At 52.2% G+C, this 13,271-nt stretch carries 12 protein-coding genes; 8 read left to right on the plus strand and 4 right to left on the minus strand.

The genetic code is table 11. From position 1 onward, the window contains the following. On the minus strand, window positions 1-1,779 hold the full coding sequence (locus AAH450_RS04655) for a sensor domain-containing diguanylate cyclase (protein WP_342909126.1): 1,779 nt from the start codon (window positions 1,777-1,779) through the stop codon (window positions 1-3). 145 nt (window positions 1,780-1,924) lie between these two features. On the opposite strand from AAH450_RS04655, the gene AAH450_RS04660 reads away from it, so the two are divergent. The 6 genes from AAH450_RS04660 to AAH450_RS04685 all read left to right on the plus strand — a co-directional run bounded on the left by AAH450_RS04660 (window position 1,925) and on the right by AAH450_RS04685 (window position 6,546). Continuing rightward, the gene (locus tag AAH450_RS04660; protein WP_342909571.1) at window positions 1,925-2,347 is read left to right on the plus strand and encodes a thiol-disulfide oxidoreductase DCC family protein; all 423 of its coding nucleotides are present in this window, start codon (window positions 1,925-1,927) and stop codon (window positions 2,345-2,347) included. 80 nt (window positions 2,348-2,427) lie between these two features. Further along, on the plus strand, window positions 2,428-3,141 hold the full coding sequence (locus AAH450_RS04665) for a GNAT family N-acetyltransferase (protein WP_342909127.1): 714 nt from the start codon (window positions 2,428-2,430) through the stop codon (window positions 3,139-3,141). A gap of 141 nt (window positions 3,142-3,282) precedes the next feature. Further along, window positions 3,283-3,717 carry a DUF2231 domain-containing protein gene (locus AAH450_RS04670; protein ID WP_342909128.1) on the plus strand — a complete coding sequence of 145 codons (435 nt, stop codon included), beginning with the start codon at window positions 3,283-3,285 and terminating at the stop codon, window positions 3,715-3,717. Beyond that, complete coding sequence (locus AAH450_RS04675; protein WP_342909129.1) at window positions 3,717-5,030, plus strand: PQQ-dependent sugar dehydrogenase; 1,314 nt, start codon at window positions 3,717-3,719, stop codon at window positions 5,028-5,030. The genes AAH450_RS04670 and AAH450_RS04675 overlap by 1 nt, the downstream gene beginning before the upstream one ends. Before the next feature lie 131 nt (window positions 5,031-5,161). Next, the gene (locus AAH450_RS04680; RefSeq protein ID WP_342909130.1) at window positions 5,162-5,956 is read left to right on the plus strand and encodes a siderophore-interacting protein; all 795 of its coding nucleotides are present in this window, start codon (window positions 5,162-5,164) and stop codon (window positions 5,954-5,956) included. Between the two features lie 56 nt (window positions 5,957-6,012). Beyond that, entirely contained in the window at window positions 6,013-6,546 is a 534-nt protein-coding gene (locus tag AAH450_RS04685) for a PadR family transcriptional regulator (RefSeq protein ID WP_342909131.1), read from the plus strand. Window positions 6,547-6,852: 306 nt separating this feature from the next. On the opposite strand, the gene AAH450_RS04690 is transcribed toward AAH450_RS04685, so the two are convergent. Next, complete coding sequence (locus tag AAH450_RS04690) at window positions 6,853-7,068, minus strand: hypothetical protein (protein ID WP_342909132.1); 216 nt, start codon at window positions 7,066-7,068, stop codon at window positions 6,853-6,855. 243 nt (window positions 7,069-7,311) lie between these two features. Here AAH450_RS04690 and AAH450_RS04695 point away from each other — a divergent pair, with 243 nt between their 5' ends. Beyond that, on the plus strand, window positions 7,312-9,705 hold the full coding sequence (locus AAH450_RS04695; protein WP_342909133.1) for a membrane-bound PQQ-dependent dehydrogenase, glucose/quinate/shikimate family: 2,394 nt from the start codon (window positions 7,312-7,314) through the stop codon (window positions 9,703-9,705). 672 nt (window positions 9,706-10,377) lie between these two features. On the opposite strand, the gene cspE is transcribed toward AAH450_RS04695, so the two are convergent. Together cspE and AAH450_RS04705 are read right to left on the minus strand one after the other, a co-directional pair. Continuing rightward, window positions 10,378-10,590 carry a transcription antiterminator/RNA stability regulator CspE gene (gene cspE / locus AAH450_RS04700; RefSeq protein ID WP_306212832.1) on the minus strand — a complete coding sequence of 71 codons (213 nt, stop codon included), beginning with the start codon at window positions 10,588-10,590 and terminating at the stop codon, window positions 10,378-10,380. Between the two features lie 241 nt (window positions 10,591-10,831). Further along, a complete protein-coding gene (locus tag AAH450_RS04705; protein ID WP_342909134.1) occupies window positions 10,832-11,716 on the minus strand; it encodes a LysR substrate-binding domain-containing protein in 885 nt (294 codons plus the stop codon). Window positions 11,717-11,845: 129 nt separating this feature from the next. On the opposite strand from AAH450_RS04705, the gene AAH450_RS04710 reads away from it, so the two are divergent. Next, window positions 11,846-13,231, plus strand: a complete 1,386-nt coding sequence (locus tag AAH450_RS04710; RefSeq protein ID WP_342909135.1) for an NAD-dependent succinate-semialdehyde dehydrogenase — start codon at window positions 11,846-11,848, stop codon at window positions 13,229-13,231. The last annotated feature ends 40 nt before the right edge of the window (window positions 13,232-13,271 follow it).

The raw sequence follows: 13,271 nt of genomic DNA on the forward strand, positions 1-13,271 counted from the left end.
TCAGCCCTCTGGTTTACTCCGCTCCTGTAGCCATTGTCCGACCCCTTCAGGCAGAAGGGGTCTGCTGCAAAAGAAGCCCTGAGCTTCATCACAGCCCAACTGTTTTAAAATCAGCAGCGTTTGATGATCTTCCACGCCTTCAGCCAGCACAACGTAATTCAGCTCCTTCAGCATGGTAATGATATGTCTGGCTATGGTGTGACTGGCGTCATCAGTAGCGAGTCGGTAAATCAGGGAGCGATCGAGCTTGATCACATCAACCGGGATCCGCCGCAGATAGTTTATATTGCTGTAGCCGGAACCAAAATCATCCAGTGACAGGCTGAATCCCTGCCGCTTCAGTAAATTCAGCCCGGCCATAGCCAGCGGGCTTTCCAGCACTTTTTCCGTTTCCAGACACTCAATGCGCAGCAGGGAAATGGGCACGCCAGCCTCATGCACTTGCGTCTCAAGCCAGTCGGCAAAACCGGCGCGGGCGAAATCACTCACGTTGACGTTAACCGAGACAGGTAGCTGAAGCCCTCTGTCACCCCACTTCTTTAGCTGGGAAAGCACCGTCAGGATCACCCAGTTGGTAACCTCAGCCATCAGGCTGGTTTTTTCCACCAGCGGCAAAAACTCGGCGGGAGGAATATTGCCCAGCTCAGGATGTTCCCAGCGAATTAACGCTTCCAGGCCCACCGGAGCGCCGCTGTGTAACGAAATCTGAGGCTGGTAAACCAGATAGAGGTCGTTGCCATCGCGTAAAGCCGCCGCCAAATCGTGCATCAGCCTGAAATCCAGATTCCGGCGATGATCGATCTGCGCGTCATAGCTCAGAAAGGGCTTGTTCTGTCCAGTGGCTTCATGCAGCGCGCTGACGCTGCGGCGCAGCACTTCAGGAGCCGGGCATTGGGTCGGGATAAAGCTGACTTCGCCCAGTCGGACAGCTAAATCGATAGAGATATCTTCATACACCTGCGCATGTATTTTGCCCAGACGTTCGCTAATCTCCTCAAGCCAGTGGGGAGAGTTGATGCTGGTAAGCAGAGCAAAACGGCCGGTAGAAACGGAGTAGAGCACTTCCTCTTCATTCAGCCTGAGCCGTTCACGCAGCATAGTGGCCATCCCTTTCAGGATGGTTTCCATGGTTGCCATGCCCAGAGAGCGGGCAATCTCGTAGGCTCTGGGCGTGTTGATGCAGTCAATCAGCACCAGCCGGTGGGGCGTCTCTCCCGAAACCTTCTCCAGCAACTCGATATCTTGCATCAGCTTATGACGGTTGGGCAACAGAGTGACAACGTCACGGAAGCCCGAGCTGTACCAGGCGTCCAGCCAGGCGGTCATAATGGCCGCCAGCAGCTCCAGCAGTTCGACCTGCTCCTGGGAGAATTCATGGGGTTTGGTATCAGCCACACAAAGCGTGCCGATGACCGTACCATCCCGCGTGCGTAAAGGCGCACCGGCATAAAAGCGGATATAGGGGGCGGCCAGGATCAGCGGATGAGTGGAAAAGCGTGCATCCTGAAGTGTATCTTTGCAGACCAGCAAGGTGCCACAGGAGGCCGTATGGCGGCATAATGCATCTTCAAGTGAGGTCTGTTTCAGGGCGAACTGCTGAGCGCCTTTAATATATTGTTGCTTATCATCCAGTACCGAGACAAAACTGCCCGGCACGTCCAGCAGCTGGCTGGCCAAAGCGGTGAATTTGCTGAGGATCTCATCCCGGCCAGCGTCGTCCTGTTTTAGCATCTCCAGAGCCAGCCGGTGTCTGGACTCTGCTGGGGTACTCGACGTCATTGTTGCCTGCCAGCTCTTCGGAACAGGAGAAGAAGTAAATGAATGCCAGATTTAGAGAATATGCCAGACTAAAGCAATGTTATTGAACGATTAGCGTGCAGTAAAGTGCGTATTTCTACAGACAGGCGGATCGAAAATGCAGAAGATGAACCCGAATGGCGTAAACGAAGCCAGCCCGCGGATTGTTTTATATGATGGCGTCTGCAAGCTTTGCAGGGGCTGGGTCAATTTTATTATCCGGCACGACCACAAACATCAGGTCAGGCTCTGTGCCGTGCAGACCCAGACTGGTCGCGACCTGCTGATAAAAGCGGGCTTATCCCCCGATAACATCAATACCATTGTTTTGATGGAAGAGGGCAAAGTCTATTTTCGCGCAGAAGCGATCTTCCGCGTGATGAAACAGTTGCCGCTTCCGTGGCGCTGCTTCTCCGTTCTGCGCTTTCTGCCTGGGGCGCTAAGTAACTTTTGTTACGACATGATAGCCAAAAACCGCTATCGCCTGTTCGGGCGATATAATGATTACCAGCAGCCGCAGGCGGATCACCCTGAACGTTTTTTGCAGTAGCTGTGCAGGATTGCCCACCGCTTCTCAGACAGCAGGTAGAGAATGAGCCTGGGTTCACATTATTTTAACGGAGAGAAGCCATGACTCAGAGAGTGAATAAATACCAGCAACCGATTGGTGAAGCGATTGAAGAGTGGAGCGTGCGCCCGCGCCCGGAGCGCGTGGTTCTGTCAGGGCGTTTCTGTCGGCTTGAGCCTCTGGAAAGTGAAAAACATTTTAACGATCTCTATGAAGCCTATGGCAAAGCACCCGATGGCCGTGACTGGACCTATATGTTCACCGGGCCGTTCGAGGATGAAAATCAGTTCCGTGGTCATCTTAACGCCGCAGCGACAAGCAGTGATGCCGTGCATTTCGCCGTCATCGATCTCAAAAACAGCAGGGCGGTGGGTACCCTGGCGCTGATGCGCATCGAGCCGGTTCATGGCGTGATGGAAGTGGGGCATGTCACCTTTTCCCCTGCACTGAAGCGCACCCCGCTCTCTACGGAAGCCCATTTCCTGCTGATGACTTATGCATTCGATCGGCTTGGCTACCGCCGTTACGAATGGAAGTGCGACAGCCTGAATGCCCCTTCACGCAAAGCTGCTGAACGCCTTGGCTTTACTTTTGAAGGCATATTTCGTCAGGCTCTGATCTACAAAGGCCGAACCCGCGACACCGCCTGGTTCTCAATTATTGACAGCGAATGGCAAACCCTGCGTACAGGCTTCGAGCGCTGGCTGAGTGCCGGTAATTTTGACGCCGACGGGCAGCAGATTCAGCGCCTTTCTACCCTGCGAAAAGCATCATAATGCCACTGCCAGGGTGTTAAGCTGAAAAATTCGGTCACTTTTATCAACAGAAAGTTGTTAAATTTACTAACCTTTTACAGGCATGCGTGACGGCGATCGAAAAAAGCGCCGTTACGTGCTTACCTTAAAAGGAGCCTGTAAATGTCAACCCAAGCATCCTCGCGTAATTCCACGCTGGCTATTGCGCTCTACTCACTGTTAAACCCCGTGCCGCTGGGCTTTTTTGTCGCCGCATGGATCTTCGATATCATTTACGTTTACAGCACGGAAGTCTTCTGGACTCACGCTGCCAGCTGGCTTATCGCCTTTGGGCTGATCCTTGCCGTGATCCCACGTCTGATAAACCTGGTGCAGGTCTGGGTAGGGCGCGCTTATCCGCAGAGTTCGCCGGTAAAGCTCCATTTCTGGGCCTGGCTGCTGGCTATCGTACTGGCGATCTTCAACGCCTTTATCCACAGCCGTGATGCTTATGCTGTCGTTCCGGCGGGCGTTATTTTGTCTACGCTGGTGGTCCTCCTGCTGCTTTTCTCTAATGTTCAGTACGCGTTACGTACCCGTACTCAGGAGGTTATCTGATGAAAACAATCCTCTCACTGCTGGCTGTCTCCGTTGCGCTAACTCTTTCCGGCTGTGACGATGGCGCAAAAATCGATCCTTCCCGCCAGACTGGCGCGAATCCTGAACTCCCCGCGGCGAAAAACTTCCTTCTTCCTCCGATGAAGGTACCAGGCAGCACGGACTGGAAGCAGGGTGAAAAGCCCAAAGTGGCTGAAGGCCTGCAAATTGAGCAGATTGCCGATGGCCTGAAGCATCCACGCCAGCTCTATACCTTGCCTGATGGCGATATCCTGGTGGTGGAAGGCAGCGGGCCAAAATCGCCCACATCACAGCCCAAGGAGCTGATTACCGGCCTTGTGCAGAGCGCGTCCGGTAAAGGGGGTGCCGGTGGCGACCGCATTACACTGTTGCGCAACAGCAGTGGCGACGGTAAAACCTGGGAAAAACACATTTTCCTGGAAAATCTCTCCTCCCCGTTTGGCGTACAGCTGATTGGCGATACGTTGTATGTGGCGAATGCGGATGCTGTCAGAAAATACCCCTATAAAGAGGGTGAAACGAAAATTACCGATGCAGGCAGTGAGCTGACTGAATTACCCGGTGGGCCGATTAACCACCACTGGACTAAATCGATGGTCGCAAGTCCAGATGGCAGCAAGCTGTATGTTGGCGTTGGCTCCAACAGTAATATCACTGAAAACGGCATCGGAGCAGAATACCGCCGCGCCGCTATTCTGGAAATTGATGTGGCCTCTGGCGCCAGCCGCATTTATGCCAGTGGTTTACGTAACCCAACCGGCCTCCAGTGGGAACCGCAGAGCGGGAAGCTGTGGGCTATCGTCAATGAGCGGGATGAAATAGGGGCCGATTTAGTGCCTGACTATATGACCTCAGTGCAGGAGAGCGGCTTCTACGGCTGGCCTTACAGCTATTACGGGCAACATGTTGATGAGCGCGTCAAACCACAGCGTCCGGATCTGGTTGCCAAAGCCCTGAAACCCGATTATGCGCTTAGCTCACACGTTGCCCCACTGGGGTTATGGTTCTACCAGGGAAGTAACCTTGCGGATTACCGTGGCGGTGCCTTTGTCAGTGAACATGGCAGCTGGAACCGTAAACCGCTGAATGGCTACCAGGTCATCTGGGTCGCTTTCAAAGATGGCAAGCCCGTAGGTCAACCCAAACAGGTTGTCAGCGGTTTCCTGACGGATGACGAGAAAGAGGTTCGTGGGTTACCGGTAGGGCTGACGGAGGATCGGCAGGGTGGTCTGCTGATTGCTGATGATGGCGGAAACCGGGTCTGGCGAGTCTCTGCGGCTGCTAAACCTTAATATTTTATCCGTGTGTGACAACTGACAGCACAGATCATCCTTGTGGTTAAGATATATCATAGATATATTTTGCACCATTATGGTCAGGCAGGCTCGTGACGGGCCTGCCAGCCTCACAGGGGAGATTTAGCTTGGAAGTGATTGAAAAAAATCGGCGCGTGCCGCGTCGTGTCAGAAATGAACTGCGTTTTCGTCCGGTTGAGGTTATCGCCAGCGAGTTCATTGCGAACAGTTTTTACCGCATTACTTTTGCCGGAGAAGCGCTGGAAGGGTTTACCTCTTCCGGTTTTGATGACCATATCAAAGTTTTTTTTCCTGATCCGCAAACCGGTGAGTTCCATCTTCCGGAAATCACTGAAGATGGCGTGGTGTGGAAGGATGGCGTAAGGCCGGTCGCCCGTGATTACACGCCCCTCTTTTTTGATCCCCTGCAACAGCGCCTGACCCTCGACTTCTATGTACATGAATCTGGCGTGGCCAGCGACTGGGCAGCCAGCGCTAAACCGGGTGATAAGCTGGCCATTGGCGGGCCAAGAGGATCGCTGGTGGTGCCGGAAGATTATGAGTTCCAGCTTTATATCTGTGACGAAACGGGTCTGCCTGCCTTCAAACGCCGTTTGCAGACCCTTAGCGGTAGCCAGATTAAGCTGTTTGCCTGGACGGATGAAGCAACGGGCAGGGACTATCTTGGGTCTCTGGAAAACGTTGAAGTGACCTGGCTGGGAAGTGGCAGCATGAGCCGCGAAAATGTTGCACCACTGATAGCTCAACTTAACGAGATTACGCTGCCGGATGAAGATTATTTCATCTGGCTAACCGGTGAAGGGGCGGCGGTAAAACTGCTGAGCGATTACTTCACCGGCCCGCGCGGACGCGAAAGCGATTTTGTCAGAGGCGTAGCTTACTGGCATCAGAAACAGGCTTAACTGAAAACCCTCAGGGAGCATCTACCCAGGCTCCCGCTAATTAGCTCAGGCTGGCAATGAAAATATCCCCTCACGCTTCACAGGATGCAGCTCAACAGGACGCTTATGCCATCGTGCGTAAAAAACGGCGCGAAAAAATGCTCGATGCAGCGGATATTCGCTTACTCATTCTGCACTTTATCTCGCAGGGGGCTGCCTATGGCTACGAGCTGATCAAATCCATAGAAGAGTTATCTAAAGGGGAATATACCCCAAGCCCTGGCATCATCTACCCAAATCTGGCCCTGCTGGAAGAGATGGAATACATTCGCATCAAAGAGCCGCAGGCGGCAAGAAAGGCTTTCACCCTACAGCCAGAGGGGGAGAAACAGCTGCTGGAAAATCACGCCCACCTGCAAAAAGTGATTGCCCGCCTGACTTCAATGGCTGTGTTAGTGAATAACCGCACTATTCCTGAAGTGGAGCGCGCCATTCAAAATATGAAAATGGCGCTGAATGGCCGCCTGTCGCAAGCCGGCGTCAGCCAGCAAACGCTTTATGCGATTATTGATGCGCTTGATGATGCGGCTAAAAAGATTGAACGGAGCTAAAGAAGTTTAAGGAGGAGGTTCGTTTCACAAAGAAAGGTAAAGGGGCAGGCTCTTCAGCCCCTTTTGTGCGCCTACAGTGTTTACAAAATCTAAGGCATTTTTACTGAGCTGGAGAGACTTGCTCCGGCCCTTACCGCAGAAAACTGTCTCGCTTTGATCGCGATGTCTGACGCGGCCTAGCAGATGGAAAAAGCTTTACCAGCGCCGCCCCGAGCTGGCAAAGGTGATAATGGAAAAACCGTTGTCATGGCCAGAAATTAACCCGTTGAGTGCTGGCTTGCAGGTTATCACTCCCTTAATGACGATTTAGACTACAGCGTCACCTCGATTCAGGATCGTAATTTCGTGCGTCAGCAGATCATTACTCAGCTTAAGGCTCATATCCTGGCGATTGTGAAAGACCCCACTCAGATTAGCCAGAAAGCGGCGGCGGCCATTGAAAGAATTAAAAATGAGCATGATATATCTGCCTGTCAGGAAAAACTGCATGCGCTTTACCGGCGCTGAATCGATTTTACCCATGCCCCTTTTTCACCCACTATTTGAACTAAGCCTCTGTTTAAGAGGCTTTTTTATGCCTTTTTCTCCTGCCGCCCATACCCTGCTAAACTATCCAGTAAAATATAACCGGAATGAAACAATCACCTGAGATACATTAAATAAATGGGTTTTATTTCTAATGTTTTTTTAGTTAAATTTGTGTTGTCGAATTGTAAGGGTTCGTTAGGATAATATTTATCCATTCGTATACATTGAGAGATGAAAATGATTAACAAGTTGACGAGTATCGTTATAGCGATAGCAGGTCTCGCTATGCTTTACATGGGTGGTCAGCTGCTGATGATCGGCGGTTCACCATTTTATGCCATTATGGCAATCGGACTGCTGATTACCGCAGTCGCCCTGTTTAAGAATAAAAAAATCGCCCTGACCATTTACGCCATATTAATGTGGATTGTACTGGCATGGATAATTTATGAAGTTGGCTTCGATAAATGGCAATGGATCCCTCGCGGCGATCTGATTGGCCTCTTCGGCGTCTGGCTTGCTCTGCCCTGGGTGGTTCGTCCGCTGTCAAAAGCGCAGAACCCGGCCAGGCCTGCCAGTTTCCATCCGTTTTTAGGCACAACCGTTATCGTCATGATCGCTATTGTGATCGGCATGATGTTCTACGACCCCTATCCAAAAGAGGGGACTATCACTAACCAGCGTGCGGCAACGGATACCGACCTGGCGGCGAATGACTGGTCTGCTTATGGCGGCACCAATAACGGCACTCGCTTCTCTACGCTGAAGCAGATCACCTCCGATAACGTCAGCAATCTCGAAGTAGCCTGGACCTATCACACAGGCGACCTGCGTGACCCTAAAGAGGATGCGACAGAGTATACCTTTGAAGCCACGCCGCTGAAGGTCAACAACACCCTTTACTTCTGCACCCCACACAATGAAGTGCATGCGCTGAACCCGGAAACGGGCGCGGTGAAGTGGAAATATGAGCCGACTAAAGATCGCTCCTATCTGCAACAGCACCAGACTTGTCGTGGCGTAAGCTACTATGAAGCGGACGCGGCAGATGCCGCAAATGCTGTAAAACCTGCGGCAATTGCTAATTCACCGGCCATTTGTCGTAAGCGTATTTTCAATGCGACTACTGACGCTAAGCTGCTGGCTCTGGATGCCGACACCGGTAAACTGTGTGCCGACTTCGGTAACAATGGCATCGTGAATCTGCGTGACAATATGGGCGAAATTCGTCCGCATGCGCTGATGCAGACCGCTGCGCCGCTGGTTGCCGGAAACCTGGTGATTGTGGGTGGTTCCGTGATGGATAACGGCTTTAATGCCGGTAACCCGTCAGGCGTTATCCGCGCTTACGACGTCATCACCGGTAAACTGGTCTGGAACTTTGATCCGGCTAATCCGGAGAAGACTGAGCCGCTTGCTGCCGGTCAGACCTACCCACAGGATACCCCTGTTGCCTGGGCCACGCTGAGCGCAGACATGAAAAATGGTCTGGTCTACGTGCCGTTTGGTAACGCTTCACCGGATGAGCTGGGCCTGGAACGTGATGCTAACAGCAACACCGAAAAATTCCGCGACACGCTGGTGGCGCTGGATCTGAAAACCGGTGCCTTTAAGTGGCGCTTCCAGTCTTCCAAACATGACCTGTGGGATCGTGATAATCCGTCTCAGCCTTCTCTGCTGGATATCGATTATCAGGGAACCAAACAGCCTGTTGTTATCCTGCCAACCAAGACCGGCAACCTGTTTGTGTTGAACCGTCTTACTGGGCAGCCTGTCTATCCGATTAATCAGGTTGATGTTTCAACCAAAGGGCTTGAAGGTGAGAAGTATTCACCAACGCAGCCGGTTTCTGCACTGAACTTTATTCCTGATCCGCTCAGTGAAAAATCGATGTGGGGCATTACGCCGTTTGATCAGATGGCCTGCCGCATCGACTTCAAATCTCTGCGTTATGATGGCAACCCATGGACGCCAGCCAGCGAAGGCGGTTCGATTGTTTTCCCTGGCAACATTGGCGTCTTTAACTGGGGTTCTGTGTCTGTAGATCCACAGCGCCAGATCCTGATCGCCTCTCCGGTTCGCCTGGCTTATAAGTACAATCTGATTAAGCGCACCCCGGAAACGGCAGAAAAACGTCTGTTTACCAAAGATGGCACCCCGTACTGGAACGAAAACTTCCAGGGCGATTACGCTATCCACATCCAGCAGCTCTCTTCGGGTCTGGGTATCCCTTGTATTGCTCCACCGTGGGGCCGTATGGTTGGCGTGGATCTGAAAACCGGCAAAACCGAGTGGTTGCGCCGCGTGGGAACCACCAAAAACCTGAAAACGACCTTCCTGCCAGGCCGTTTCCCAATTGGCTTCCCAATGGGAATGGTCGCGCACGGTGGACCGCTGACTACCGCAGGCGATCTGGTATTCCATGGCGCAACGGCAGATAACTTCTTCCGCGCCTACGATATCAGCACCGGCAAGCTGCTGTGGCAGACCGAACTGCCAGCAGGCGGTCAGGCTACGCCAGCCACCTATATGGGTGCTGACAACAAGCAGTATGTGGTGATTTCAGCCGGTGGCCACGGTTCACTGGGCACCAAAGAGGGCGATGCTGTAGTGGCATATCGTCTGAAGTAATAAAAGAGGAAGGAGGATAAACCGATCCCGCTTTGGGTCGGTGATTTCTCCCAGTCTGCTAATGAGCCTGACAATATGTCAGGCTCATTTTTTTTGCCCAGCCTGGGGCGATGCTGAAAAGTCAGAGAGCCTGCTCAAATTCAGTCATGGCGGTGGACATTTTGACTTCTGGTCTAAATGAGCGGCGACAGAACCATTGCTGGGTATGTTGATACGCCAGGCGGACAACTCTTCATCGTCCGACTGCTGCTGGCAGGCACCAGGCGGCGGCAGGGCGTTGCTGCTAAGTCTTCAGATAAATAAGTGACGGCCAAAATATTAACGGGCAGTAGCTGTGCGAAGGCGGCATCAGCAAGGTCCAGCAGATGAATCACACTCACCGCAACCTCCCGGCCAAAATACCGACGTCTTATGTGACGAATTAATTGTTGAGATCAAACAGGCGCAGGCGTCAGGCTGAAGGAGTTGAGCAAAATTAAATCAAAAAATAATATTATCTTCACAGAGCGATAATATTTTGGTTTCTGAGTAACCGGAAAAAAAATAGTGCAGGAGGAGGAGAGAAGGGTAAAAAGCAAAAAACCCGCACAAGGCGGGTTTTTAGTCTCACTGGAAGTCGTTGCTCAGGCCGGAGCCATCATCGCTAACGTCATTCTCAGGATAAGGTCTGACTTACAGCGCTACTACGTTAGCAGCTGAAGGACCTTTTGCACCGTTTTCAATGGTGAATTCAACAGTTTGACCTTCGTCCAGCGTTTTGTAATCAGTACCCTGGATTGCAGAGAAATGTACGAATACATCTTTGCTGCCGTCCTGAGGAGAGATAAAGCCGAAACCTTTTTCAGGGTTAAACCATTTTACTAAACCAGTCATTTTGTTAGACATAAATATTTCCTGTTATTTTCTGAGCCACTCAGTGTGGCGATTGAAACCTGATTTGAAGAGATTTTCTTATTGGGCACTTAGGAGGAGGCTCATGAGAAAGGATATCTATGGATAGCACTTAAACGAGGACTGCTTTACTAAAACTGCTTTCATAAGGTCTGTGTTCCAAACCGATGACCTATAAAAACACGTTAGCTAAAATAATGCAAGGCCTAATAAACTTTAAGGCTTGAGAGAGTGATTATCCCGAATAATTCAGCAGCCCTTTTTCCAGCAGGAGCAGGCTTTTTTCTTTCAGGCTCTTTTCCTGCCAGACCAGATAATAGGTCAGCGATCCGCAGTTAACAGCATACTCTTCCATCGCCATCAGCGACCCATCATCAAGCTCTCTTTCCACCAGCACGCGCTGTGCCAGCGCCACGCCCTGGCCTTCAAGAGCCGCCTGATACGCCAGTGCAGAGCTTTCCAGATCTCGCCAGACTGGAAAATCAGCAAGATTCAGGTGCCAGGCTTCAGCCCAAAGCCGCCAGTCGTCGGGTCTTCCCCGAACGCGAAGCAACGTATGCTTTGGCAAATCGTGCACATTCAGCATCGTTTTTCTCTCTGGGGCGGGACGACAGACCGGCAGCAGAATATTTTCAACTAAAGGAGTGGCATGCATTTGCGGCCAGTCACCGTTGCCCAGACGAATAGCCGCGTCGTAGTGGGTGGAGTCATCCCAGTCTGATGCTGTGGTCAGCCTGATATCAATATCCGGGTTCGCCAGCTGGAACGCCGTCAGGCGTGGGATCAGCCAGCGGGTGGCAAAGGTTGTAAAGGAATGCAGGCGGATCACGGATCTGCCTGCGCTGCGGTGTAATACCTGTCCCGCCAGCCGCAGCCCTTCAACATGTTCACGGATCTGCTGGTAGTAAGCATTCCCTGCATCTGTTAACCGCAACCCGCGGCCATGACGCTGAAAAAGTGAGACGCCGAAGTGTTCTTCAAGCAGGCGTAACTGGCGGCTTACCGCGCCCGAGGTCACGGACAGGGCGTCTGCGGCAGCATGGACGCTGCCGGTGCGGGCAACCGTTTCAAAAGCCAGCAAAGCATTCAGGGGAGGCAGATCGCGCACAGGGATAACCATTTAGTTTTTCTCAATGTTTGCGTAATTTTAATCGATTGTGCCAGTAAAGCTATCGCTGCAAGCTGTTCCCTACACAAAATACTCAGGTCTGTTCTGAGAAAGGTAACACTCCAGCTAATGAGAAAACTTATGATTACCGTATTTAATCCAGCAGACGGCTCCGTAGTCGGTGAAACACCTTTAATGGCCGCTGAGGAAGTGGCTGCCGCCATTAACCGCACCTGTGAAGCTTTTCCCGCCTGGTCAGCTAAGCCCGCAAAAGAGCGTAGCGATCGCCTGCGCCGTTGGTATGATCTGGTTCGTGCCGACAGTCGCGTGTTTGCAGAGTTGATGGTGAAAGAGAATGGCAAATGTTTAACGGAAGCGCTGGGGGAAATTGAGTATGGCTTAGGGTTTATTGAATGGTATGCCGAAGAAGCGAAACGCGTTAATGGAGAAACCCTTCCTTCTCATACGCCTGATGCTTCCGTGCTGGTGATGAAAGAGCCTGTGGGGCCGACGGCCGCCATTACGCCCTGGAACTTTCCCTTTATGATGATTGCCAGAAAAGTGGCAACCGCCCTGGCTGCGGGCTGTACGATGGTGATCAAACCTGCTGAAGAAACGCCTTTAACAGCCTGGAAGCTGCTGGAGTACGCCCGTGAAGCGGGCATTCCCCAGGGCGTCTTTGAAATGGTCACGGGAGACCCGAAAGCCATTGGCGAGGCTTTTACCAGCGATGAGCGGATCCGTAAAATCTCCTTCACCGGATCGACGCGTGTGGGCAAACTCCTGGCCAGCAACTGCGGCGCCCAGCTCAAAAAAATGACACTTGAGTTGGGCGGAAACGCGCCTTTTATTGTCTTCGACGATGCCACACTCACCGATTCAGTCAACGGACTGGTCAGCGCCAAATTACGCAACTCAGGGCAGGTCTGTATTTCCCCCAACAGGATCTTCGTTCAGGAGGGGATCTATGAGGAATTTGTGGCGCAGCTTACAACGGCCGTTGCAAAAATCAGTGTGGATCAGGGGATGCAGGATGAATTCGTTGTCGGGCCGCTGATCAATCAGCAGGCAGTAGAAAAAGTCACCTCGCTGGTCAGCGATGCCATATCACAGGGCGCTTCCGTGCGGCTTGGGGGAAAAATATCAGACCGGGGCGGGTTATTTTATCAACCGACCATTCTGTGTGATATGCGCGATAATTTTGCCATGCACAACACGGAGATCTTCGGCCCCGTATTTGCTCTCTATCGTTTTAAAAGTGAAGAAGAGGCGATCCGCCGGGCCAATAATACCGAATATGGTCTGGTCAGCTATGCCTGGACGACCGACCTGGGACGCGCGTTCCGGCTGTCCAGATCGCTTGAGGCAGGGATGGTGATTATTAATTCGGGGTCGGTGGGAACAGCGTCGGTGCCGTTTGGCGGGATTAAGCACTCCGGTTATGGGCGCGAAGGCGGGCACTACGGCATTGAAGAGTACGTTCAGGTAAAATATGTGCTGATGGCGGGGCAGCATCACTCACCCTGAGGGGGCGCTGAAGCTTTAAGGAACAACTCGGCCCTCAGGC

The sequence above is a fragment of the Erwinia magellanica genome (genome assembly GCF_039023495.1).
GTDB lineage: Bacteria > Pseudomonadota > Gammaproteobacteria > Enterobacterales > Enterobacteriaceae > Erwinia.